Below are 23,990 nucleotides of genomic sequence, written 5' to 3' on the forward strand. Positions count from 1 at the left end.
GCCACCTAGGCCTCCACCCCCGACTCCCGCAGCACCTTCAGGAACTCCCGCATCCACGTCGGGTGGTCCGGCCAGGCCCGGGACGACACCAGCTTGCCGTCGACCACCGCCGTCGTGTCCTGGAAGCTCGCGCCGGCCGCCTGCATGTCCAGTTCGAGGGCGGGGTACGCCGTCACGCGGCGGCCCTCCAGGGAGCCCAGGGCGGCCGTCAGGAGCGGGCCGTGGCAGATCTGGGCGACCGGCTTGTCGGCGTCGAAGAAGGACTTGAGGATCTTGCGGAGCTCCGGGTCGTTGCGCAGGTACTCCGGCGCCCGGCCGCCCGGGATCACCACCGCCGCGTAGTCGCCCGGGTCGACCTCCGAGAAGGCCAGGTCGGCGGGCCAGGTGTAGCCGGGCTTCTCGGTGTACGTGTCGTAGCCCGGTTCGAAGTCGTGGACCACGAAGCGGAGCTGCTTGCGGGAGGGGGCCGCGATGTCGACCTCGTACCCCTCTTCGAGCAGCCGCTGGTAGGGGTACATCACCTCCAGCGACTCCGCCGCGTCCCCGGTCACGATCAAGATCCTTGCCATGGCGACTCCCAGGTCTGTCCAGATCTCTGATGTCGGTGTGTGCCCCGTCGAAACATTCGTCGCTGTCCACAGTGTCAAACTTCGCGCCCCTCTTTTGTACACATAAGGCTCATGACGGCCGGGGGGTCAACAGCGATAGGCTTTTCCCGTGATCAGCGCGATACGCCGAGGGGGCAGCGCAGCCCCCGGCATCCGCCCGGTTCGCCACAGGCGCCGGGCCGACGGTGCGTTCGCCGAGATCCCCCGTCCGGTGGCCGAGAAGCGCCCGGACATCTCTCATCGCGGCATAACGTCTCTTCCGACCGGTACCACCGCGTCGTGGCGTTGTGCCCTTTCTTCCACCGACGTCACGCAACGGCGCGCGACAGGAGTCAGAGGACATGCAGACCAAGCTGGACGAAGCCAAGGCCGAGCTGCTCGATCGGGCCGCCCGGGTAGCTGAGAACAGCCCGGTCGGGGGGCGACTTCCGACAGGGCCCGACGGGAAGCGTCCGGACCACGCGACCGTGCTCGACTACCTCCAGCGCTACTACCTGCACACCGCGCCCGAGGACCTGACGGACCGCGACCCCGTCGACGTCTTCGGCGCCGCGCTCTCGCACTACCGGCTGGCCGAGAACCGCCCGCAGGGCACCGCGAACGTCCGCGTGCACACCCCGACGGTCGAGGAGAACGGCTGGACCTCCAGCCACTCCGTCGTCGAGGTCGTCACCGACGACATGCCCTTCCTCGTCGACTCCGTGACCAACGAGCTGTCCCGCGTGGGCCGCGGCATCCACGTGGTCATCCACCCGCAGGTCCTGGTCCGCCGCGATGTCACGGGCAAGCTCATCGAGGTGCTCGCCAAGGAGCCCGAGTCCAAGGCCGGGAAGGCCAAGCGCGAGCTGCCGCACGACGCCCTGGTCGAGTCCTGGATCCACGTCGAGATCGACCGCGAGACCGACAAGGCCGACCTCAAGCAGATCACCAGCGACCTGCTGCGCGTCCTGTCCGACGTCCGCGAGGCCGTCGAGGACTGGGAGAAGATGCGCGAGGCCGCGCTGCGGCTCGCCGACGGCCTGCCCGACGAGCCCACCGCCTCCGACCTGCGCCCGACCGAGGTCGAGGAGGCCCGCGAGCTGCTCCGCTGGCTCTCCGAGGACCACTTCACCTTCCTCGGCTACCGCGAGTACGAGCTGGTCAACGGCGACGCCCTGGCCGCCGTGCCCGGCACCGGCCTCGGCATCCTGCGCTCCGACCCGCACCACAGCGGCGAGGACAACCACGCCCACCCGGTCTCCCCGTCCTTCAGCCGGCTGCCCGCCGACGCCCGCGCCAAGGCCCGCGAGCACAAGCTGCTGATCCTGACGAAGGCCAACAGCCGCTCGACCGTGCACCGCCCCTCGTACCTCGACTACGTGGGCGTGAAGAAGTTCGACGCCGACGGCAACGTCATCGGCGAGCGCCGCTTCCTCGGCCTCTTCTCCTCGGCCGCGTACACCGAGTCCGTGCGCCGCGTCCCGGTCATCAAGCGCAAGGTCCAGGAGGTCCTGGAGGGCGCCGGCTTCTCGCCGAGCAGCCACGACGGCCGCGACCTGCTCCAGATCCTGGAGACCTACCCGCGCGACGAGCTCTTCCAGACCCCGGTCGACGAGCTGCGCTCCATCGTCACCAGCGTCCTGTACCTGCAGGAGCGCCGCCGACTGCGGCTCTACCTGCGCCAGGACGAGTACGGCCGCTACTACTCGGCCCTCGTCTACCTGCCGCGCGACCGCTACACCACCCGCGTCCGGCTGCGGATCATCGACCTCCTCAAGGAGGAGCTGAACGGCACCAGCGTCGACTTCACGGCCTGGAACACCGAGTCGATCCTGTCCCGGCTGCACTTCGTCATCCGCGTCGAGCCCGGCACCGTCCTCGCCAAGCTCACCGAGGCCGACGTCGACCGCATCGAGTCCCGGCTCGCCGACGCCACCCGCTCCTGGGCCGACGGCTTCGCCGAGGCGCTCAACGCCGAGTGCGGCGAGGAGCGCGCCGCCGAGCTGCTCCGCCGCTACGGCAACGCCTTCCCCGAGGGCTACAAGGCCGACCACTCGCCGCGCGCCGCCGTCGCCGACCTCCAGCACCTGGAGGCCCTGGCCGACAGCGAGAAGGACTTCGCGCTCTCCCTCTACGAGCCGGTCGCGTCCGGCTCCGGCGAGCGCCGCTTCAAGATCTACAAGACCGGCGAGCAGATCTCCCTGTCCGCCGTCCTGCCGGTGCTCAACCGGCTCGGCGTCGAGGTCACCGACGAGCGCCCCTACGAGCTGCGCTGCGCCGACCGCACCCACGCCTGGGTCTACGACTTCGGCCTGCGGATGCCCACGCCCAGCGGCAACGGCGACTACCTCGGCGACGACGCCCGCGAGCGCTTCCAGGAGGCCTTCGCCGCCACCTGGACCGGCGAGGCCGAGAACGACGGCTTCAACTCGCTGGTGCTGTCCGCCGGGCTGACCTGGCGCGAGGCGATGGTGCTGCGCGCCTACGCCAAGTACCTGCGCCAGGCCGGTTCGACCTTCAGCCAGGACTACATGGAGGACACCCTCCGTAACAACGTCCACACCACCCGTCTCCTGGTCAACCTCTTCGAGGCCCGGATGGCGCCGGAGCGGCAGCGCGCCGGCACCGAGCTGATCGACGGACTCCTGGAGGAGCTGGACGGCGCCCTGGACCAGGTCGCGAGCCTGGACGAGGACCGCATCCTGCGTTCCTTCCTCACCGTCATCAAGGCCACGCTCCGCACGAACTTCTTCCAGAGCGTCAGCGAGGGAAGCGACAAGAGGGGCCAGAAGGCGGAGAACGGGCGGCCGCACCCGTACGTGTCGATGAAGTTCGACCCGCAGGCCATCCCGGACCTGCCGGCGCCGCGCCCGGCCTTCGAGATCTGGGTGTACTCGCCGCGCGTCGAGGGCGTCCACCTGCGCTTCGGCAAGGTCGCCCGAGGCGGCCTGCGCTGGTCCGACCGCCGTGAGGACTTCCGTACCGAGATCCTCGGCCTGGTCAAGGCGCAGATGGTGAAGAACACCGTCATCGTGCCGGTCGGCGCCAAGGGCGGCTTCGTCGCCAAGCAGCTCCCGGACCCGTCCGTGGACCGCGACGCGTGGCTGGCCGAGGGCATCGCCTCGTACAAGACCTTCATCTCCGCGCTCCTCGACATCACCGACAACCTGGTGGCCGGCGAGGTCGTGCCCCCGGCGGACGTGGTCCGCCACGACGAGGACGACACCTACCTGGTCGTCGCCGCCGACAAGGGCACCGCGACCTTCTCCGACATCGCCAACGGCGTGGCCCAGGACTACGGCTTCTGGCTGGGCGACGCCTTCGCCTCCGGCGGCTCCGCCGGCTACGACCACAAGGGCATGGGCATCACCGCCCGCGGCGCCTGGGAGTCGGTCAAGCGGCACTTCCGCGAGCTGGGCCACGACACCCAGACCGAGGACTTCACCGTGGTCGGCGTCGGCGACATGTCCGGCGACGTCTTCGGCAACGGCATGCTGCTCTCCGAGCACATCCGCCTCGTCGCGGCCTTCGACCACCGGCACATCTTCATCGACCCGAACCCGGACGCGGCCACCTCGTACGCCGAGCGCCGCCGGCTCTTCGACCTGCCGCGCTCCTCGTGGGCGGACTACAACACGGAGCTGCTGTCCGCCGGCGGCGGCATCCACCCGCGTACCGCCAAGTCCATCCCGGTCAACGCGCAGATGCGGGCCGCCCTCGGCATCGAGGACGGGATCACCAAGCTGACCCCGGCCGAGCTGATGAAGTCGATCCTGCAGTCGCCCGTCGACCTGCTGTGGAACGGCGGCATCGGCACGTACGTGAAGTCGAGCGTCGAGTCCAACCCCGACGTCGGCGACAAGGCCAACGACGCCATCCGCGTCGACGGCCAGGACGTGCGCGCCAAGGTCGTCGGCGAGGGCGGCAACCTCGGCGCGACCCAGCTGGGCCGCATCGAGTTCGCCCGCTCCGGCGGACCGGCCGGCGAGGGCGGCAAGATCAACACCGACGCCATCGACAACAGCGCCGGCGTGGACACCTCCGACCACGAGGTCAACATCAAGATCCTGCTCAACGGTCTGGTCGCCGAGGGCGACATGACCCTCAAGCAGCGCAACAAGATCCTCGCCGAGATGACGGACGAGGTCGGCGCGCTGGTGCTGCGCAACAACTACGCGCAGAACACCGCCCTGGCCAACGCCGTCGCCCAGTCGCCGTCCCTGCTCCACGCCCACCAGCGCTTCATGCGCCGGCTCGGCCGCGACGGGGCGCTCGACCGCTCGCTGGAGTTCCTGCCCAACGACCGGCAGATCCGGGACCTGCTCAACAACGCCAGGGGCCTGTCCCAGCCGGAGCTGGCCGTTCTCCTCGCGTACACGAAGATCACCGCGGCCGACGAGCTGATCGGCACCGATCTGCCGGACGACCCGTACCTGCGCGGGCTGCTGCACGCCTACTTCCCGACGCAGCTGCGCGACACCTTCGCCGAGGCCGTCGACACCCACCCGCTGCGCCGGGAGATCATCACGACGGTCCTGGTCAACGACACCGTCAACACCGGTGGCTCGACCTTCCTGCACCGCCTCCGCGAGGAGACCGGCGCGTCGATCGAGGAGATCGTGCGCGCGCAGACCGCGGCCCGCGCGATCTTCCGCCTGGGCGAGGTCTGGGACGCCGTCGAGGACCTCGACAACAAGGTGGCCGCCGAGTTCCAGACCCGGATGCGTCTGCACTCGCGCCGGCTCGTCGAGCGCGGCACCCGCTGGCTGCTCAACAACCGGCCGCAGCCGCTCCAGATCGGCGAGACCATCGAGTTCTTCGCGGAGCGGGTCGAGCAGGTCTGGGAGAAGCTGCCGCAGCTGCTGCGCGGCTCGGACCTGGAGTGGTACCAGTCGATCCTGGACGAGCTGACCGGTGTCGGCGTCCCGGAGGAGCTGGCGCTGCGCGTGGCCGGGTTCTCCTCCGCCTTCCCGACGCTCGACATCGTCGCGATCGCGGACCGCACCGGCAAGGACCCGCTGGCGGTCGCCGAGGTCTACTACGACCTGGCCGACCGGCTGCGGATCTCCGACCTGATGGACCGGATCATCGAGCTGCCGCGCAACGACCGCTGGCAGTCCATGGCCCGCGCCTCCATCCGCGAGGACCTGTTCGCCGCGCACGCCGGGCTCACCGCCGACGTCCTGTCGGCCGGCAACGGCACCTCCATCCCGGAGGAGCGGTTCAAGGACTGGGAGGAGAAGAACGCGGCGATCCTGGGCCGCGCGCGCACGACCCTGGAGGAGATCCAGGGCTCGGACGCCTTCGACCTGGCGAACCTGTCGGTCGCGATGCGGACGATGCGCACCCTGCTCCGTACGCACAGCTAGTCCCGCTTGCGGGAAGGGGCGCCCCCGTCGGTCTGCGTGACCGGCGGGGGCGCCCCTCTTCTCGTACGGCGTGGGTACGGCTACGAGGTCACCGTGGACGTCCACAGGCGCCGTGCGGCGAGCACCGCCGCCGCGAGCAGCAGGGCGTTGCGGGCCGTCATCACGGCGATGCCGAGCCAACTGCCGACGACGACGTCCTCGTACAGGACGGGGTACGCGAGGGCGCTGAGCGCGGCGGCCGGCAGGAGCAGCAGGGCGACCGGGCGCATGACGGTGGCCCGTGAGGTCAGGCAGACGGCGGCCAGACCGAGCAGCCAGATCAGGTACTGGGGGCTGATCACCCGGCTGGTGACGGTGAAGAGCAGAACGGCGGCGAGGGCCGCGTCGAGCGGGGTGGCCGGGGTCCAGCGGAGGGCCCGGATGCGCCAGAACACCAGCCAGATGAAGGCGGCGGCGGTCAGGAACAGGGCCAGGTGCCCGATGGTGGAGACGTACGGGCCGACGTACTCGAAGGCGCCGAAGCGGAACTGGACGCTGCCGGGCCACAGTCCGGTGGCCCGGGCGAGGGCCAGGCCGGTGCCGCCGAGGGACTCGATCTGCACGCCCCGGTCGCCCTGCTGGCGCAGGAAGCCGAGGGGCTCGGCGAAGAGCAGGGCGAGTGCGGCGAGCAGGGTCACCGCGGTGACGGCGGCGGAGGTCCAGGCCTCGCGGGTGGTGCGGCCGCGCGGGGTGCCGATCAGCGCGAGCGCCGGCCAGACCTTGACCATCGCGCCGAGTCCGGCGAGCACGCCGCCGATCCGGTGGGCGGCGGTCGGCCGGGCCGTGAGGGCGAGCAGGGCGAGGACGGCGAGGGCGGTGGTCTGCACGTCGTAACGGGCGAGCGGGATGTGCAGGAGCAGCGGCAGGCCGAGCGCCCAATACCAGGCTCCGTGGGTGAGCCGGGCGCGGTCGGCGCGGGCGAGCGCGCCGGTGACGACGGCGTCGGCGAGCAGCGCGAGGGCGACGAAGGCCTGGAAGTAGCTCAGCCAGGGCAGCGCTCCGGGCGCCATGATGACAAGGCCCGCGCCGGGCGGGTACTGCCAGGTGACGTCGCCGGGCGGGAAGGTGCCCTGCGCGAACTGGCCGTACCAGTGCCGGTAGAGGAGGTACACCTCGCTGCCCACGCCGCCGATGCCGAGGTCGTCGCGGATCAGGAGCAGCAGCGTCCCGGCCCGGGTGAGCAGCCAGACGGCGGCGAGGGCGAGCAGCGGGCCGCGCCCCACGGTCACGAAGGTGGCGGAGGTGAAGGTCTCCGACTCGAAGGGGGAGCGGGTGAGGGTGGGTGGCGCGGGGCTGGTGCGGGCGGGGTCGGGCGAGGGCGGGTCGATCGTCACCCCACCGCACTGTAGTGCGCTATATCCCTTTTGTTACGTTCTTGGGGGCCGTTGCGGTGAGGTGTCCGCGCGTCCTTCGTACGCCGCCACCACGTCCTTCGCCGGGCCGTCCATCAGCAGCACGCCCGCCTCCAGCCACAGCGCCCGGTCGCAGGTCTGCGTGATGGTCGCGTTCGAGTGGCTGACCAGGAAGACCGTGCCCGCCTCGGCGCGCAGCTCGTCGATCCGCTTCTGGCTGCGGCGCCGGAAGGCCGCGTCGCCGGTGGCCAGGGCCTCGTCGATGAGGAGTACGTCATGGCTGCGGGCGGCGGCGATGGCGAAGCGGAGCCGGGCGCCCATGCCGGAGGAGTAGGTCCGCATCGGGCGCGAGACGGCGTCCTCGCCCTTGTCGTTGATCCCCGAGAAGTCGACGATGTCGGCGTACCGGGCGGTGATCTCCTTGCGGCTCATGCCCATGGCGAGCCCGCCGAGGATCACGTTCCGCTCGCCGGTCAGATCGCCCATGAGGGCCGCGTCGACCCCGAGCAGCGCGGGCCGGCCCCGGGTGTAGATCCGGCCCGCGCTGGTCGGCAGGAGTCCTGCGACCGCCTTCAGGAGGGTCGACTTCCCCGAACCGTTCGAACCGATCAGGCCGATCGCCTCGCCCCGGTACGCGGCGAAGCTGACGCCCTTGACCGCGTGGACCGTGCGGGTGCCGCGGGGGCCGCTGCGCTCGGTGTACGTGATGTGGACGCCGTCGGCGACGACGGTGGGGGTGCGGGGGCCGGGTTTCGCGTGGTCAGCCACGGCCGTAGGTCTCCTCTGCCTTCCAGAAGTAGGCGAAGCCGCCCGCGAAGGCGAGCAGCGCCCAGCCGGCCGCCAGCGCCCACACGTGCGGCGGCAGCAGGTCGGCGGTGAAGCTCTCCACCAGCGCGAAGCGCATCAGGTCGATGTAGACGGCGGCCGGGTTGGCCTGGAGCAGCAGGACCACCGCGTGCGGCAGGCCACGGCCCTCGGTGAGGCGGGCGATGGACCACATCACCCCGGAGGCGTACATCCAGGTGCGCAGCAGGAACGGCATCAGCTGCGCGATGTCCGGGGTACGGGCCGCGAGCCGGGCCGTCACCAGGGCGAGCCCGGTGCTGAACAGCGCCTGCAGGGTCAGCGCCGGGATCGCGAGCAGCCAGCTCGGGCGCGGGAACTCGCCGAAGCAGAACAGGATCACGACCAGCGCGCCGAGTGAGAAGACCAGCTGCTGGAGCTGCTGCAGCGCGAGCGCGATCGGCAGACTGGCCCGCGGGAAGTGCAGCGCCCTGACCAGGCCGAGGTTGCCGCTGATGGCGCGGGTGCCGACCAACAGCGTCTGTGAGGTGAAGGTCCACACGAAGACGCCGGTGAGCAGGAACGGCACGTAGTCCGGGATGCCGTGCTGCACGTCCATCAGGACGCCGAAGATCGCGTAGTAGACGGCCGCGTTGAGCAGCGGGGTCACCACCTGCCAGACCTGGCCGAGCCGGGCCTGGCTGTACTGCGCGGTCAGCCTGGCCGTCGCGAAGGCGGTGATGAAGTCCCGCCGGGACCACAGCTGCCGGACGTACGCGGGGAGGGAGGGGCGCGCGCCGCTCACCGTCAGCCCGTGGCGCAGCGCGAGGGCGCGCAGCTCCTCGGAGGTCGGGGGCGCGGGCGGTTTCTGGAGGGTGGGGGCGTGGAGGGTCGTCACGGGATCGCCTTCGATGAGCCTTCGATGGAACGGGTCCGTATCGTCGCTACGTGGAGGCTAGGACGTGAGGTCGGAGCATGTCAACGTCGGAACGCTACCGTTTCGTCGTCACGAGCTCGTTCCGTAACCGCTGGATAAGATCCTGGGCATGACGCCACCCACCGGATCCTCGGGAACCCCTCGCCGCGCCCCCGCGGGAGCCGCCGTGCTCCGGGAGGACGTCACCGAGGCCATCCGCGCCGCCGTCTTCGAGGAACTGGCCGCGGTCGGCTTCGCCCGCATGTCCATCGAGGGCATCGCCCGTCGCGCCGGGGTCGGCAAGACCGCCGTCTACCGGCGCTGGAAGTCCAAGCTCTCGCTCGTGCTCGACCTGGTCGGCGCCGTCGCCGTGCAGGGCATGCCCGCCCCGGCCACCGGCTCGCTGCACGGCGACGTCCGCGCCCTCCTGGAGCTCGCCGCGCACGCCCTGCGCCACCCCGTGGCCTCGCAGGTCATCCCGGACCTCCTCGTCGAGGCGGCCCGGCACCCGGAGATCGCCGACAGCCTGAAGGCCGCCCTGCTCGACCCGCAGCAGGGCGTCGTCGCCCAGGTCGTCCGCGCCGCCGTCGAGCGCGGCGAACTGCCGGCCGACGCCGACCCGGACCGCGCCCTGGACCTCGTGATGGGCCCGCTCTACTGGCGGCTCGTCGTGGTGCGTACCGAGCCGCCGAAGGGCTACCTCGACGACCTGGCGCGCTCGGCGGTGGCCGCGCTCACCGCGTGACGCGTCTCTTCCTGTGGCCTTCGGTGCGGGCTACTTCACCGCGCCCGCCATCACCCCGTTCACGAACTGCCGCTGGAACGCGAAGAAGACGAGCAGCGGGATCACCATCGACACGAACGCGCCCGGCGCGAGCACGTCGACGTTGTTGCCGAACTGCCGCACCTGCTGCTGCAGCGCCACCGTGATCGGCGGCGACTGTGCGTCCGCGAAGATCAGCGCCACCAGCATGTCGTTCCACACCCACAGGAACTGGAAGATGCCGAGCGAGGCGACCGCCGGGCCGCCGAGCGGCAGCACCACCCGGGTGAACAGACGCAGTTCGCCCGCCCCGTCGAGCCGCGCGGCCTCAAGGAGCTCACGCGGGATCTCCGCGAAGAAGTTCCGGAGCAGGAAGATCGCGAAGGGCAGGCCGAAGGCCGTGTGGAAGAGCACCACGCCCAGCGTCGTCTCGAAGATCCCCACCGCGCCGAACAGCTTCGACACCGGCACGAGCGCCACCTGCACCGGCACCACGAGCAGCGCCACGACGAGCAGGAACCACCAGTCCCGGCCCGGGAAGTCCAGCCACGCGAAGGCGTAGCCGGCGAAGGCGCCGATCACGATCACGAGGAGGGTCGCCGGGACGGTGATGAGCACCGTGGAGACGAGGGAGCCCGTGATCGCGTCGTCGGAGAGAAGGTCCCGGTAGTTCTCGGTGGTCAGCTGCGCCGGTGCGGTGAACACCTGCCACCAGCCGCTCGACGAGATGTCGGAGGGCGAACGGAGCGAGGAGAGCAGCAGCCCGACCGTCGGCATCAGCCAGAACAGCGCGACCAGGACCAGGAGGACGCGCAGCGCGCCGCCGGCGGCGCGGGCGGCGAGCCGCGCGGCAAGGCCGGTACTCCGGCCGCCGGGACGGCCGCCGCCCGTGCTTGCGCTGCTGCTCGTGCTGTTCGTGCTGCTCACGCCGCTCATCGGCGGCTCTCCCTTCGCATACGGCGGATGTTCACGGCCATCACCGGCAGCACGAGCAACAGCAGCACCACGGCGATCGCCGAACCCACCCCGAGGTCCGCGTCCGTCCCGAAGGACGAGCGGTAGAGCTGGAGCGCGAGCACGTTCGCGTCGTCCTGCGCCGAGCCCGGCGCGATGATGAAGACCAGGTCGAAGACCTTGAGGACGTTGATCATCAAGGTGACCAGGACGACGCCGAGCACCGGCGCGAGCAGCGGCACGGTGATCCGCCGGAACACCTGCCACTCGTTCGCCCCGTCGACCCGGGCCGCCTCCAGGACGTCGCGCGGCAGCCCGGCGAGCCCGGCGGCGATCAGCACCATCGCGAACCCGGCCCACATCCACACGTAACTGCCGATGATCGCCGGGGTGACGAGGTGCGGGCCCAGCCACGAGACCCCGTTGTACTGCTCGCGGAAGTTGCTCGCGGGCAGCCGCAGGACGGCCCCTTCGGCGGCGGCGTCGAGGGTGAAGCCGCCGTCGGCGGCGGCCGTCGCCCGGGCCACCACCCTGCCGTCCTTCACCGCCTCGACGCGCAGTCCCTTGAGCCCGAGCTCCTTCGGATCGACGGTGTTCGGCCGCCCGCCGCCGCCCCGGGTGAAGTCCAGCCACGCGACGCCTTCGATCGTGTCCTTGATCCCGGGCGCGGGGGTACGGGCCGGGCGGGCGCCCTCCGGCATCTGCGCCGGCGCCACGCCGACCAGCGGGAGCCGGGCCACCTCGCCCGCACGGACCGGGGACTTCGTCTCGTACGCGCCGTCGCCCGCCGCCTTCAGCGGGTGCACCGGAAGGGGGCGGGCGCGCGGGAAGACGGATGCCTCGGCGAAGGTGTCGTGCACCCCGACCCAGACCGCGTTGGCGACCCCGCGGTCCGGGTCCTGCTCGTACACCAGCCGGAAGATGATTCCGGCGGCGAGCATCGAGATCGCCATCGGCATGAAGACGACCAGCTTGAACGCCGTGCCCCAGCGGACCCGTTCGGTGAGCACCGCGAAGACCAGCCCGAGCGCCGTGGCCACGGTCGGCGCGAGCACCACCCAGATCAGGTTGTTGCGCAGGGCGGTGCGGATCGCGTCGTCCGTGAAGAGGGTGAGGTAGTTGTCCAGGCCCGCGAAGGAGTCGCCGGACCGGTCGAAGAGGGAGCGCTGGAGGGAGTACCCGATGGGGTAGACGACCAGCGCGCCGAGGAGGACGAGGGCCGGGAGCAGGAAGAGGGCGGCGACGGTGGTGTGACGGGAGCGGGCGGGACGGCCGGGCCGGGTGGCCCCGGCCGCCTGGTCGGACCGGTCGGGCCGGGCGGGTTCGGCGGTGGGCGTGGGGGTGGGGGTGGCGGATCCGGGGGGCGTGTCCACCGGATCAGCCCTTGTACGCCTTGGCCGCGTCGGCCTCAAGACGGGCCTGCGTCCCCGCCACGTCCTTCGGGTTCTTCAGGAAGTCCTGGAGCGCCTTCCACTCGCCCTTGCCGGGCGTGCCGCCGAACGACTGCGGCATCTGGTCCGACATGTCGAAGCGGAAGGCGTCGCCCGAGTCGATCAGCGCCTTCGCGATCGTCCGCTGCACCTCGTTCGGGTAGGCGGCCGGGTCGAGCGCCTTGTTGGGCGACAGGAAGCCCCCCTCGGCCGCCCAGATCCTCGCCGCGTCCGGCGAGGCGAGGAAGGTCAGCAGCGCCTGCGCGCCCTTGGTGTCCTTCAGGGCCACCGCCGCGTCGCCGCCGGTCACCACGGGCGCCTTGCCGTCGCCGACCGCCGGGAACGGGAACACCTTCGCGTCCGTGCCGATCTTGGCGCCGGTCTCGGCGATGTTCACCGCCGAGAAGTCGCCCTCGAAGACCATCGCGGTCCTGCCCTGGTCGCCGCCCGTGAAGGTCTGGGTGACGGACATCGGGAACTCGGTCTGCAGGGCGCCGTCCGCGCCGCCCGCGATCAGGTTCTGCTTGCCGAACAGCTCGCCGAGCGTGGTCAGCGCCTGGGCGACCGACGGGTCGGTCCAGGTGATGGTGTGCTTCGCGAGCCGGTCGTACTTCTCCGGACCGGCCTGGGAGAGGTAGATGTTCTCGAACCAGTCGGTGAGCGTCCAGCCGTCCGCGCCGCCGACCGACACCGGCGCGACACCGGAGGCGGAGATCGTCTCCGCGGTCGCGAGGAAGTCCTTCCAGGTCTTCGGCTCGCTCACGCCGGCGTCCTCGAAGGCGGCGGTGTTGTACCAGACCAGGGACTTGTTGGCGGCCTTGAAGTACACCCCGTACGAGGTGCCGTCGACCGCGCCGAGGCCCTGCCAGCCCTTCGAGTAGTTCGCCGTCAGCTGGGCCTTGGCCTCCGGCCCGAGCGGCTTGAGCCACTTCTGCGCGGCGGCCTGCTGGATCGCGCCGACCTGCGGCAGCATCGCCACGTCGGGCGGCGACCCGCCGGCTATCTTCGTCCCGAGGAAGTTCACGATCGGGTCCTGGGCGGGCACGAAGGTGACGGTCGCGCCGGTGCGCTTCTCGAACTCCTTCAGGACCTTGGTGAAGTTCGCCTGCTCGGGCCCCGTCCAGACGGCGGCGACCGCGATCTTCTCCCCCTTGAGGGAGGGTAACGAGACCCCGGGCGCGCTGGTGCCGGGCGCGGTCTTGGCCGGACCGTCACCGCTGTCACCGCCGTCGCCTCCGCCGCCGCAACCGGCCGCCGCGAGCACGGCGACCGCCGCCACCACACCGAGTCGAAGAGTTCTGCCGTCACGCATCCGAGCCCCGCCTCTCCCGCGTCTTCCGGTCCCGTGCCCTCAGGTCTACGCGCGGCGCCGGAGGCCCGCAAGGCCGCCTTCGGGGTGGGGAGCGGGATCGTGATCGGCTCGTGACGTGGCGTCAAGTGCGGTACGGGGGTGGGCTGGAGGGGCGGTGGGGCGGGGGTCGGGCCGCTGTGGTGGGTGGGTGCGCGGGGGCCGTTCCGGTGGCACGTCCCCCGCTCCCGTCCGGAGGACCCCGTCCCTCAGGCCGGCGTCGGGGACACCAGCGGCGGTACCGGGGTCGCGTCCACCGAGCGGGCCGCGCGGTCCAGGGCGCTGGCGAGGAGGGCCAGGTCCGTGGGGCCGTTGCCGAGTTCGCGGACCGGGCGGCGGGTGGGCGGGTCGCCCATGCGGTCCCATTCCAGGGGGACGACCGTCGGGCGCAGGGTGGCCGTGCGGGGGATGCGTCCCGTGACGCGGCCGGTCTGGAACGGGGTCACCCGGCCGTCCGGGTGACCGAGCCGGCCGCGGCCCGGCCGGGGCTCGTCCGGGCCGGGGGCCGCGGGCGGCGGGTCCAGGACGATCCGCAGCCGCGCGCCGTGGGCCAGCTCCGTGTCCGCCGTGCGGTCCGGGCGGGCCGAGGCCGCCACCAGGTGCACCCCGAGCCGCGCCCCGTTGCGCGCGACCGCCTCCAGGGCCCGCACCACGGACCCGGCCGCCGGCCGGCCCGGCGCGCCGAGCGCGGGCGCGACCAGGGCGTCGAAGTCGTCCACGAGGACCACGAGCCGCGGCAGCGCGCCCGCCCCCTCGGCGGCCGGACCGCCGCGCGCCGGTTCGGTGCGGCCGCTCGGCGTGTCCCCGAGCAGGCTGTCGGCGGTCAGCCGCAGCGTGCGGCTGCTGGGCCGGTCGCCGAGCAGGTCGGCGCCGGGCGGTGGAGTGCGGTCGCCGGAGCTCGTACGCGGGAGGCGTCCGCTCGGGCGGTCGCCCAGCAGGTCCGCGCCCGGCGGCGGCGTGCGGTACGTGGTGGTGTCGGCCTGCTGGTCGTACACCTCGCGCGGCGCCGTGCGGTGGCTGCGGCTGCTCGGGACGTCGCCGATCGCGCCGTCGGGCGCGGTGCGCAGGGTGCGTCCGCTGGGGCGGTCGCCGAGGAGGTCCGTGCCCGAGCGGGCGTCCGGGATGCGGGCGGTGGCCCGGCCGGCGGCCGGCGGGACGGATTCGGCCGCGCTCGGGGAGCGCTGGCCGATCAGCCGGGCCGAGCGGCGGTCGGCGAAGTGGGTGTCGCCGAGGAGTTCGGCGCGGCGCTTCAGCTCGGCGCCGAGCGCCTGGGCGAACTCCCGCATCCGGACCGGGTCGGAGGCCACCAGGTGCTCGGTGACGTGCGGCAGCTCCGTGCAGGCCGCCAGGCCCTCGCCGCGGTCGCCGCCCGCGCCGTCGACGAGGAGGATCCCGAGGCGGTCGGGGCGGGCCCCGGCGGCGAGGGACGCGGCGACCGAGCGGAGGAGCTCGGTGCGGCCGCTGCCCGCCGGGCCCTCGATGAGGAGGTGCGGGCCCTCCTGGGTGAGGTCGACGGCGACCGGCCCGCGCGGCCCCGCACCCAGGACGGCGGTGCCGTCGGCGGCGGAGGCCCAGCGGGCCATCAGGGAGGCGGGGGTGGCCCGGGCGAGGCCCAGCTCGTCGAGCAGGCGGGCCGACAGGGGCAGCGCGGCGGCCGCCCGGCCCGGTCCGCCGCCCGCGGCCGTCTCCGTACGCAAGGGGGCGAGGGCGCGGCCGAAACGCTCGGCCCAGGCCACGGACACCGCGTCGACCACGCCGACCGTGCCGTGTCCGGCGGCCCGCCCGCCCGCCGTGCGCAGCAGCCGCAGCGCGGTCGCCACGTCGCCGCTGAGCAGGGCGGCCGCACCGCACTCGCGGAAGGCGAGGGACGCGGCGCAGGCCGACTCGTAGGTGGCGGCGACCGGGGAGGCCGGGGAGGCGGCGGGCGCCTCGGCGAGGCAGAGCAGATGGATGCCGGCGGCGGGTCCGGCCCCGGCGAGCCGCGCCGCGGTCTCGCGGAGCGCGGCGGAGCCCGGGTCGCCGTCGACGATCACGACGGTCGCGGGGCCCTCGTGACGCGCGGCGGCCTCCGCCACGGCGGCCCGGTCGGCGCTGGGCCAGCCGGGGCCGAGCGGCCCGTCGTCGAGCCGCCGGGTCAGCTCGGTGAACCGGGCGTGCGCCTGCTCGCGGTCGTACGCGAGGAGCAGCCGGCAGTCCTGGCCGTGCGCCGGGCGGGTGTGCGGCAGCCAGCCGAGCCACGCCCAGTCCCGGCGCCGCTCCTCCAGGGGCCGGTTGCGGTCGGCGCTGACGAGGACGATCTCCAGGTCGGCGGGGGAGTGCAGGGCGGCCAGCTGGGCGACCACGGAACGGGCCAGGCCGCCGAGCCGGGGCGCGGGCCCGGCGAGGCCGAGCGAGCCCGCCTCGCGCAGCCCGACGGTGACGGGCACGCCGCACAGGTCGGCGCGGTCGGTGGTGCCGAGCCGGACCACCAGGGCCTCGGGGTGGCCGGGGCCCCGCTCCCACAGGCGCGGGCCGGGGCCGAGGGCGGTGAGCAGTATCGCGGCGGGATCCGGCCAGCTGTCCGGGGAGGGCAGGGCGGCTCCGCCGCCTTCGGGCGCGGGACCGGGGCGTGCGCCGCCGGCGAAGGCGGGCACCGGAGCCACGCCGTACTCGCCGTCCCGGTCCTCGTCCCGGCCGCCCGCGAGCCGCCGGGCCCAGGCGCCGAGGCCGCGGCGGCGGGTCTGCCGGGTCCTGCTGTGGGACTCGACCTCGCCGTCGGACTCGTCGGGCTCCTCCACGCGCGCGTGTCCGTGGCCCTGGCCGTTGCCGTGGGAGGCGCCGGGCTCGTGGTCGGCCGCCGGGCCGTGGCCCTCGTCCGCCACGGGCGCGTACGGAGCGGGGCCCGCGCCCTGCCCGCCCCTACCGCCGCCAGGGGCGGCGCCGTACGCGGCCTCCGGGGCGCGCAGGGCCACCCGCAGGTGCCCCTCGCCGTCGGGGACGGTCGGCAGCCGGACGTCGTCCGCGCCGGGCGCGGCGCCGGGCTCCGTACCCGCGCCCGCGCCCGAGCCGACGCCCGTACCCGTACCCGATTCCGTACGCGTACCGCCGGAGGACAGGCGCAGGGCGGACTCGCCCACCCGGAGGGTGCCGCCGGGCGGGAAGCGGACGGGCCGGGGGCCGACCGGGGCGCCGTCGAGGGTCGTGCCGTTGGTGGAGCCCTGGTCGGTGACCGTGACCCGGCCGTCCGGGCCGACCGTCACGGTGCAGTGGACCCGCGAGACGTCCGGGTCGTCGAGCGGAACGTCCGCGTCCACAGAACGGCCGATTCTGATCGCTCCGCCGTTCGCCCCGCCGTGCAGCAGATGCACTCCGCCGGCGTCCGGTCCCGCCACCACGTGCAGCCGGGCCGGGGCGCCCTCGCCCATGACCTCGTCCGGGCCAGGCACCTGGAGGGAGAGCACCGCCCCGTCGACCAGCGGCGGCTCGCCGAGCAGACAGCGGCGGGTGTCGAGCCGACGCTCGCCCGCGTACAGCACGGTGGTGCCGGAGGAGGACGTGTCGGGGCCGGAGACGGCCGCGGCGAGCGAGGAGGCCACGGCGGCCAGCTCGGTCCCCGCGGGCGCGGTGACGAGCACGTCGCAGGCGCGGCCCGCGCCGTGGCCGGCGTGCGGCGCGAGGACGGTCAGCCGGATCTGCATCGCCGTCAGCGGTCCCTTCTGCGCGGCGCGCCCGGCAGGGGACAGGACCGCTCGCTCCCCCCACCCGGCGCGGACGCGTCGTCCGGTACAGGTCGGCACGGGGCCGGGGCTCCCGACCCCGACACGACGTGCTGTACGCATCCTCGCACCTGCCACTGACACCCCGCCCCCGGGTCGCCTCCAAATGATCTTGTCCGGTCGTCGAGGGACGCTATTTCGCCTGATTGCGTATGGCTCGCAGCACTTACGGCAACCCCGGCCGCGTTCCGGACGTCTTCTTTTCGGACACGTACGGCACCGGAATCGGCCGTCCCCCGGACGCTTCTCGAACGATCGATGACACGTTCGGCGGCACCGGAGAGGCCCTAAAGTGGGTCGGACACCCGGACGGGTCACAGAACACACAGGGACCCCGGGGACACTTCGACGGACGACCCCAGGACCACGATCAGCAGGGAGCGCGTGACGTGCGGCCTATCGGCAGCAAGTACCTGCTCGAGGAGCCGCTCGGCCGCGGCGCCACGGGCACCGTCTGGCGAGCCCGCCAGCGGGAGACGGCCGGCGCAGAGGCGGCGGTGGCGGGCCAGCCCGGCGAGACCGTCGCGATCAAGGTCCTCAAGGAGGAGCTGGCCAACGACGCGGACATCGTGATGCGCTTCCTGCGCGAACGGTCCGTGCTGCTGCGGCTCACCCACCCCAACATCGTGCGCACCCGCGACCTGGTCGTGGAGGGCGATGTCCTCGCCCTCGTCATGGACCTCGTCGAGGGCCCCGACCTGCACCGCTACATCCGCGAGAACGGCCCGCTCACCCCGGTCGCCGCCGCGCTGCTCACCGCGCAGATCGCCGACGCGCTCGCCGCCAGCCACGCCGACGGCGTCGTGCACCGCGACCTCAAGCCCGCCAACGTGCTGCTCGCCGAGCAGGACGGCGGCATGCACCCGATGCTCACCGACTTCGGCATCGCGCGCCTCGCCGACTCCCCGGGCCTGACCCGCACCCACGAGTTCGTCGGCACGCCCGCGTACGTCGCCCCGGAGTCCGCCGAGGGCCGCCCGCAGACCTCCGCCGTCGACGTCTACGGCGCCGGAATCCTGCTGTACGAGCTGGTCACCGGCCGTCCGCCGTTCGCCGGCGGCACCGCCCTGGAGGTCCTGCACCGGCACCTCAGCGAGGAGCCGCGCCGCCCGTCCACGGTGCCCGGCCCGCTGTGGACGGTGATAGAGCGCTGCCTCAGCAAGGACCCGGCGGGGCGGCCCAGCGCCGAGAACCTCGCCCGCGGCCTGCGGACCGTCGCCGCCGGCATCGGCGTGCACGCCACCCCGGCCCAGATCGAGGCCGCCGACGGCGTCGGCGCGCTGCTCGCCCCCGACCCGGCGCCCGCGCCCGTCCCGCAGATCCCGGGCGTGGACCCGGCGGGCGCCACCCAGGTGCTGCCGGCCGGTTCCGCCGCCCCGGCGGGCGCGTACGACCCGGCCGCGCCGACCAGCGTGCTGCCCACCAGCGGCCCGGCCGGCGCCGCCGACCCGACGGCGATGCTGCCCACCGCCGGTGCGGGCGCCGCCGACCCGACCGCGGTCATGCCCCCCGTACCGCAGGACCCGCCCGGTCCGCGGCCGGAGGACCCGCACCCCTGGCAGACCCAGCTCGGCGCGCTCCGCGACCGCAACGAGCAGACCCAGGTGCAGTACCTCGACCCGAGCGAGGACCCGCTGCGACGGCGCCCGCAGCGCCGGGCGCAGCCGCAGCCTCCGCAGGGGCAGGGGTACGGGCAGCAGGCGCCGTACCAGCAGCCGCAGCGGCCTCCGCAGGGCTACCCGCAGCCCCAGCAGCCGCGCCAGCCCCAGCCCCAGCCGTACGCGCCCCAGCAATACGCTCCCCAGCCGCCGCAGCAGGCCTACACGCCGCCGCAGCCGCCCCCGCAGGCTCCGGCGCCCGCCCCGGTCCCGCGTGAGCCGCGTCCGCCGCGTCAGCGCAGCGCGAACCCCATGCGCATCCCGGGCCTCGGCTGCCTCAAGGGCTGTCTGTTCACGATCGTGCTCTTCGTGGTCGCCGGCTGGCTCGTCTGGGAGCTGACCCCGCTCCAGGACTGGGTCGCCCAGGGCAAGGGCTACTGGGAGACGATCGGTGACGCGATCACCTCCTTCACCGACTGGGTCTCCTCGCTCGGCGACAGCACGGGCAGCAGCGGCGGAGGCAGCGGTGCTACCGGCGGTAGCGGGCAGTAGGAGGGCCCCGGCGGACGGTCGGGGCGTCGATTTGTCGACTTCCGAGGGGTGATTTCCTCTCGGAAGTGCCGGTCGATGCCCTCGGACGCGTAACTTTGACGCGAACCGCAGCCGCTGAGGGAGCAGTCTTGGCACGGAATATCGGCAGCCGCTACACGGCCCACCAGATCCTCGGGCGGGGCAGCGCGGGCACGGTGTGGCTCGGCGAGGGCCCCGAGGGCCCCGTCGCCATCAAGCTGCTGCGCGAGGACCTCGCCTCCGACCAGGAACTTGTCGGCCGTTTCGTCCAGGAGCGCACCGCGCTGCTCGGGCTCGACCACCCGCACGTCGTCTCCGTCCGCGACCTCGTCGTCGACGGCAACGACCTCGCGCTGGTCATGGACCTGGTCCGCGGCACCGATCTGCGCACCCGCCTCGACCGCGAGCGCCGGCTCGCGCCCGAGGCCGCCGTCGCGATCATCGCCGACGTCGCCGACGGTCTCGCCGCCGCCCACAAGGCCGGTGTCGTGCACCGCGACGTCAAGCCCGAGAACATCCTGCTCGACATGGAGGGCCCGCTCGGCCCCGGCGGCGCCCACCCCGCCCTCCTCACCGACTTCGGCGTCGCGAAGCTCATCGACACCCCCGGCCGCACCAAGGCCACCCGGATCATCGGCACCCCCGACTACCTCGCCCCCGAGATCGTCGAGGGCCTGCCGCCCCGCGCCGCCGTCGACATCTACGCCCTCGCGACGGTCCTCTACGAGCTGCTGGCGGGCTTCACGCCGTTCGGCGGCGGCCACCCCGGCGCCGTCCTGCGCCGCCACGTCACCGAGACCGTCGTCCCGCTCCCCGGCATCCCCGAGGAGCTGTGGCAGCTGATCGTCCAGTGCCTCGCCAAGGCCCCCGCCTCCCGGCTGCGCGCCTCCGAGCTCGGCAGCCGGCTGCGGGACGTGCTGCCGATGCTCAAGGGCATCCCGCCGCTCGACGTGGACGAGCCGGACGCGGACCCGGCGGCCGAGCCGGAGGTGGAGCCGTACGCGACGAACGGCGGTACGGGCGGCGGCGAGCCGTCCCCGCGCCGGGCAGCCGTCCCCCTGGTGCCGGGCGCCTCCACCGACTCCAACCGCGACACCCACACCTCCATGCGGGTCCCCGGCCCCGACGAGCTCTCTGGCGGCCCCCTCGGCACCGCCCGCGCCCCGCGCTCCGCGAGCGCCCGCCGCCCCGGCTCGGCCCGCCACAAGGCGGACGCCGTCCGCAAGCGCCGCATCACCCTCACGATCGCCGCGGTCGTCCTCGCCGGCGCACTGGGCGCCGGCGGCTACGTCGCGGCCTCGGCCGGCGAGGACGCCCCGCCGCAGGACTCGGAACAGTCGCAGCAGCCTTAGGCCGTCTCTTCCGGAATCTCGGCCGGGTCCACCGACCTCTGGTGCGGCCCTGATCCGCCGGACAGGCCCCAGGCCCGCGAGGCGGCCGCCCGACCGCCCCCGATCCGACGGACTGGCACCGGGAGAGTCCGGGTCGGGGCGCGGAGCCGTTACGCTGGACGCGTGGCAGTCGTCGATGTATCCGAAGAGCTGAAGTCCCTCTCCTCGACCATGGGGTCGATCGAGGCCGTCCTGGACCTCGAGAAGATGAGGGCAGACATCGCCGTGCTCGAAGAGCAGGCCGCGGCCCCGTCCCTGTGGGACGACCCGGAGGCGGCGCAGAAGATCACGAGCCGGCTCTCGCGCCTCCAGGCCGAGGTCCGCAAGACCGAGGCGCTGCGCGGCCGCATCGACGACCTCGCGGTCCTCTTCGAGCTGGCCGAGGAGATGGACGACCCGGACACCCGGGTCGAGGCCGAGACCGAGCTCGCGTCGGTCCGCAAGGCCCTGGACGAGATGGAGGTCCGCACCCTCCTCTCCGGCGAGTACGACGAGCGCGAGGCGCTGGTCAACATCCGCGCGGAGGCGGGCGGCGTCGACGCCTCCGACTTCGCCGAGCGCCTTCAGCGCATGTACCTGCGCTGGGCCGAGCGCCACGGCTACGGCACGGAGATCTACGAGACCTCGTACGCGGAAGAGGCCGGCATCAAGTCGACCACCTTCGTGGTCAAGGCCCCGTACGCCTACGGCACCCTCTCCGTCGAGCAGGGCACGCACCGCCTGGTGCGCATCTCGCCCTTCGACAACCAGGGCCGCCGCCAGACCTCCTTCGCGGGCGTCGAGATCCTCCCGGTCGTCGAGCAGTCCGACCACGTCGACATCGACGAGTCGGACCTGCGCATCGACGTCTACCGGGCGTCGGGCCCCGGCGGCCAGGGCGTCAACACCACCGACTCGGCGGTGCGCATCACGCACATCCCGACCGGCATCGTGGTCTCCTGCCAGAACGAGCGCTCCCAGATCCAGAACAAGGCGAGCGCGATGAACGTCCTCCAGGCGAAGCTCCTGGAGCGCCAGCGCCAGGAGGAGCGCGCCAAGATGGATGCCCTCAAGGGCGACGGCGGCAGCTCCTGGGGCAACCAGATGCGTTCGTACGTGCTGCACCCCTACCAGATGGTCAAGGACCTCCGCACCGAGTTCGAGGTCGGCAACCCGCAGTCCGTCCTGGACGGCGAGATCGACGGCTTCCTGGAGGCGGGCATCCGCTGGCGCAAGCAGCAGGAGCAGGTGCAGTAGCACCACTCCCTGACTCCTCAGGCAGCGGGCCCCACTCGTGACGTCACGCGTGGGGCCCGAGGCTTTTCCCGCCTCGCAGGGGAGGTCTCACAGCGGAAGATCGTCGGGAAGGACCCGGAACGCCTTGTGCCGGCCCGGCGGGCGTACCGCGCGGAAGTCGCGACGGTCCAGGGCGAGGATCGCGTCGGTGTCGTAGTCGGCGGCGAGCGCGACGTTCACGGCATCGGCGAGGTTCAGATTCAGCCCCGCGTAACGCGCCCGCAGGGACTGTGCGGCCCCCAGATGATCCTCGGAGACCTCCGGAACGATGACGCGTCCGCGTCTCATCCAGTGCCGGATGTCGTCGATCGCGCTGATCGCCGCCGCCCGGCCGAGCTCTCGGGTCGCCACGTGGTCGAGCTCCGCGAGCAGGCCGGACGTGTCGGCGATGACGATGATCACGCGGCGCTTCCCGACCCGTGGGTGACGCCGTCGGCGACCACATCCCGCACCTCGTCCTTGGAGAGCGTTCGTCCCGGCCCCTCGAAGGTCCGCGAGAAGAGCGGCTCGTCCCAGACCCGGTTGGCCATGGCGGCGAGGTGGATGCCCTGCCGGATGATCTCCGCCTCGCCGATGCCGCGGCGCTTGGCCGCCTCCTTGATGATGGCGAGGTCTTCCGGGTCGGCGTATACGTTCGTGCGCTTCATGGACATGTGTTGAGGTGATGTATGTCGATGGTGCACCTGACATGCTTTCGAAGAACGATTGCCGCGATCGTCGTAGGAACGCTGGCCTGGACGGGCCTGCCCGCCGCTGCCGCGAGCGCCTCGCGGGCAGCCACACCGCCCGCCGTGGGCGGTTCGGCGACCGAGGAACAGCGGGCTCTCGCCGAGGCGGCCGAGACCGGGGAGCGCGTCGAGGTCGTGGGCGCGCGCACCGAGCTCACCACGGGGTGGCGCACCGACGAGGCGTCGCTCACCTTCTTGGCCAGTGGGGTCCCGTACAGGGCCGGGTCCATGGGGCGGGTGGGAGACCGGGCTCTTAACGGTGGAATCTTCTTCACCCTCAATGATGTGGAGGAGCTCGGTCCGGATGATGTTCTTGTCGCGGACGGTGGCGAGAAGAACAAGGTGATGGACCGTGACGAGTTCCTGGCCGAGGGCAGTGCTTGTTCCTTCGGTTGATTCGCGGGCGCAAGCGGTGTGTTGGCAGTTCTGGCGCTTTGTCGACATGGGAACTGGTCGGGTGGGGCCGGGAGTTCAGGGTTTACGTCACAGTTGCATCCCCGCATGGTGGGCACAAGGTGATCTTTCGGGCATCGCACGCGCAACGACCTTGACGTGCTCTCGGAAACTCGGAAGGGTGGCATGCGGCATGCGTGAATCTGGGGCGCGTGTGAACGGGGGCAGGTCCAGTGCTTTGTGACGCCCCTGATGTCCGGTGGCCCCGAACGCAGCTCTACAGACGATTTGAGCTACTGGGGGTAGCAGCCAGATGACCAAGAAGACGCGCATCCGCGTCGCGCGGATCGCTGCCGGTGCCGTTATCGCCGCCGGTGCGTCGCTGACCGTCGCGGGTGCCGCTCAGGCCGTGGTCGGCGTGGACGCCGACATCACGGTGACGGACGAGAAGATCGACGTCGGCCTCGGCATCAACGGCGAGGGCGGCGACAGCAGTGGCGGCCCGGGCGGCGTTGACGCCGGTACTACGTCCACGGGTGGCACCACGACCGCTGGTGGCACCACGACCGCTGGTGGCGCCACGACGGCCGGTGGCACGACGACCGCTGGTGGTACCGATGCGGGCACCACGACCGCTGGTGGCACCACGACGGCCGGTGGCACGACGACCGCTGGTGGTACCGATGCGGGCACCACGACCGCTGGTGGCACCACCACGGCCGGTGGCACGACGACCGCT

The 23,990-nt window shown here is 72.8% G+C and carries 16 protein-coding genes and 1 pseudogene; 7 read left to right on the plus strand and 10 right to left on the minus strand.

Going from position 1 to position 23,990, the window contains the following annotated elements; genetic code table 11:
• Positions 1 to 5: 5 nt before the first annotated feature.
• Positions 6 to 569: a DJ-1/PfpI family protein gene (locus tag AB0M18_RS33495; protein ID WP_365764737.1), complete on the minus strand. Its 564-nt coding sequence runs from the start codon at positions 567 to 569 to the stop codon at positions 6 to 8.
• Positions 570 to 949: 380 nt separating this feature from the next.
• Here AB0M18_RS33495 and AB0M18_RS33500 point away from each other — a divergent pair, with 380 nt between their 5' ends.
• Positions 950 to 5,956 carry an NAD-glutamate dehydrogenase gene (locus AB0M18_RS33500; protein ID WP_365764739.1) on the plus strand — a complete coding sequence of 1,669 codons (5,007 nt, stop codon included), beginning with the start codon at positions 950 to 952 and terminating at the stop codon, positions 5,954 to 5,956.
• An 80-nt stretch (positions 5,957 to 6,036) separates the two neighbouring features.
• Here the strand turns inward: AB0M18_RS33500 and AB0M18_RS33505 are convergent, their stop codons facing one another.
• From AB0M18_RS33505 to AB0M18_RS33515, 3 genes are all read right to left on the minus strand, one after another.
• Positions 6,037 to 7,224, minus strand: coding sequence for a glycosyltransferase 87 family protein (locus AB0M18_RS33505; protein ID WP_365764782.1), 1,188 nt, complete (start codon positions 7,222 to 7,224; stop codon positions 6,037 to 6,039).
• Positions 7,225 to 7,362: 138 nt separating this feature from the next.
• Positions 7,363 to 8,115, minus strand: coding sequence for an ABC transporter ATP-binding protein (locus AB0M18_RS33510; protein ID WP_365764741.1), 753 nt, complete (start codon positions 8,113 to 8,115; stop codon positions 7,363 to 7,365).
• A complete protein-coding gene (locus AB0M18_RS33515; RefSeq protein ID WP_365764743.1) occupies positions 8,108 to 9,028 on the minus strand; it encodes an ABC transporter permease in 921 nt (306 codons plus the stop codon). Before AB0M18_RS33515 ends, AB0M18_RS33510 begins: the two co-directional genes overlap by 8 nt.
• A 148-nt stretch (positions 9,029 to 9,176) precedes the next feature.
• Here AB0M18_RS33515 and AB0M18_RS33520 point away from each other — a divergent pair, with 148 nt between their 5' ends.
• A complete protein-coding gene (locus AB0M18_RS33520) occupies positions 9,177 to 9,791 on the plus strand; it encodes a TetR/AcrR family transcriptional regulator (RefSeq protein ID WP_365764745.1) in 615 nt (204 codons plus the stop codon).
• A gap of 30 nt (positions 9,792 to 9,821) precedes the next feature.
• Here AB0M18_RS33520 and AB0M18_RS33525 read toward each other — a convergent pair whose 3' ends face one another.
• From AB0M18_RS33525 to AB0M18_RS33540, 4 genes are all read right to left on the minus strand, one after another.
• Positions 9,822 to 10,745 (minus strand): carbohydrate ABC transporter permease, encoded by a 924-nt coding sequence (locus AB0M18_RS33525; RefSeq protein WP_365764747.1) that lies wholly within the window; start codon positions 10,743 to 10,745, stop codon positions 9,822 to 9,824.
• Positions 10,742 to 11,992, minus strand: a complete 1,251-nt coding sequence (locus AB0M18_RS33530; RefSeq protein ID WP_365764784.1) for a sugar ABC transporter permease — start codon at positions 11,990 to 11,992, stop codon at positions 10,742 to 10,744. The genes AB0M18_RS33525 and AB0M18_RS33530 overlap by 4 nt, the downstream gene beginning before the upstream one ends.
• 148 nt (positions 11,993 to 12,140) lie before the next feature.
• Positions 12,141 to 13,505, minus strand: a complete 1,365-nt coding sequence (locus AB0M18_RS33535) for an ABC transporter substrate-binding protein (RefSeq protein WP_365764749.1) — start codon at positions 13,503 to 13,505, stop codon at positions 12,141 to 12,143.
• 245 nt (positions 13,506 to 13,750) lie between these two features.
• Positions 13,751 to 17,218: an FHA domain-containing protein gene (locus AB0M18_RS33540; protein ID WP_365764751.1), complete on the minus strand. Its 3,468-nt coding sequence runs from the start codon at positions 17,216 to 17,218 to the stop codon at positions 13,751 to 13,753.
• A 467-nt stretch (positions 17,219 to 17,685) separates the two neighbouring features.
• Here AB0M18_RS33540 and AB0M18_RS33545 point away from each other — a divergent pair, with 467 nt between their 5' ends.
• The 3 genes from AB0M18_RS33545 (at position 17,686) to prfB (ending at position 22,091) form a co-directional block, all read left to right on the plus strand.
• Positions 17,686 to 19,446, plus strand: coding sequence for a serine/threonine-protein kinase (locus AB0M18_RS33545; RefSeq protein ID WP_365764753.1), 1,761 nt, complete (start codon positions 17,686 to 17,688; stop codon positions 19,444 to 19,446).
• A 128-nt stretch (positions 19,447 to 19,574) separates the two neighbouring features.
• Positions 19,575 to 20,816: a serine/threonine-protein kinase gene (locus AB0M18_RS33550; RefSeq protein WP_365764755.1), complete on the plus strand. Its 1,242-nt coding sequence runs from the start codon at positions 19,575 to 19,577 to the stop codon at positions 20,814 to 20,816.
• Positions 20,817 to 20,978: 162 nt separating this feature from the next.
• Positions 20,979 to 22,091: a peptide chain release factor 2 gene (gene prfB, locus AB0M18_RS33555; protein WP_365764757.1), complete on the plus strand. Its 1,113-nt coding sequence runs from the start codon at positions 20,979 to 20,981 to the stop codon at positions 22,089 to 22,091.
• An 87-nt stretch (positions 22,092 to 22,178) separates the two neighbouring features.
• Here prfB and AB0M18_RS33560 read toward each other — a convergent pair whose 3' ends face one another.
• Complete coding sequence (locus AB0M18_RS33560) at positions 22,179 to 22,532, minus strand: VapC toxin family PIN domain ribonuclease (RefSeq protein ID WP_365764759.1); 354 nt, start codon at positions 22,530 to 22,532, stop codon at positions 22,179 to 22,181.
• Positions 22,529 to 22,783: a CopG family transcriptional regulator gene (locus AB0M18_RS33565; protein WP_365764761.1), complete on the minus strand. Its 255-nt coding sequence runs from the start codon at positions 22,781 to 22,783 to the stop codon at positions 22,529 to 22,531. The genes AB0M18_RS33560 and AB0M18_RS33565 overlap by 4 nt, the downstream gene beginning before the upstream one ends.
• 15 nt (positions 22,784 to 22,798) lie before the next feature.
• On the opposite strand from AB0M18_RS33565, the gene AB0M18_RS33570 reads away from it, so the two are divergent.
• Both AB0M18_RS33570 and AB0M18_RS33575 read left to right on the plus strand, forming a co-directional pair.
• Positions 22,799 to 23,254 carry a hypothetical protein gene (locus AB0M18_RS33570; protein WP_365764763.1) on the plus strand — a complete coding sequence of 152 codons (456 nt, stop codon included), beginning with the start codon at positions 22,799 to 22,801 and terminating at the stop codon, positions 23,252 to 23,254.
• Positions 23,255 to 23,564: 310 nt separating this feature from the next.
• Positions 23,565 to 23,990, plus strand: a pseudogene (locus AB0M18_RS33575) (hypothetical protein); the annotation flags it as partial.

Source organism: Streptomyces sp. NPDC051909, from assembly GCF_040681095.1.
GTDB lineage: Bacteria > Actinomycetota > Actinomycetes > Streptomycetales > Streptomycetaceae > Streptomyces.

What these genes read in the sequence shown, in the direction of transcription:
- AB0M18_RS33540 (WP_365764751.1), bottom strand. Translation starts at nt 17,218, where the DNA reads ATGCAGATCCGGCTGACCGTCCTCGCGCCGCACGCCGGCCACGGCGCG.
- AB0M18_RS33500 (WP_365764739.1), top strand. Translation starts at nt 950, where the DNA reads ATGCAGACCAAGCTGGACGAAGCCAAGGCCGAGCTGCTCGATCGGGCC.
- AB0M18_RS33495 (WP_365764737.1), bottom strand. Translation starts at nt 569, where the DNA reads ATGGCAAGGATCTTGATCGTGACCGGGGACGCGGCGGAGTCGCTGGAG.
- AB0M18_RS33565 (WP_365764761.1), bottom strand. Translation starts at nt 22,783, where the DNA reads ATGTCCATGAAGCGCACGAACGTATACGCCGACCCGGAAGACCTCGCC.
- AB0M18_RS33570 (WP_365764763.1), top strand. Translation starts at nt 22,799, where the DNA reads ATGTCGATGGTGCACCTGACATGCTTTCGAAGAACGATTGCCGCGATC.
- AB0M18_RS33520 (WP_365764745.1), top strand. Translation starts at nt 9,177, where the DNA reads ATGACGCCACCCACCGGATCCTCGGGAACCCCTCGCCGCGCCCCCGCG.
- AB0M18_RS33535 (WP_365764749.1), bottom strand. Translation starts at nt 13,505, where the DNA reads ATGCGTGACGGCAGAACTCTTCGACTCGGTGTGGTGGCGGCGGTCGCC.
- AB0M18_RS33525 (WP_365764747.1), bottom strand. Translation starts at nt 10,745, where the DNA reads ATGAGCGGCGTGAGCAGCACGAACAGCACGAGCAGCAGCGCAAGCACG.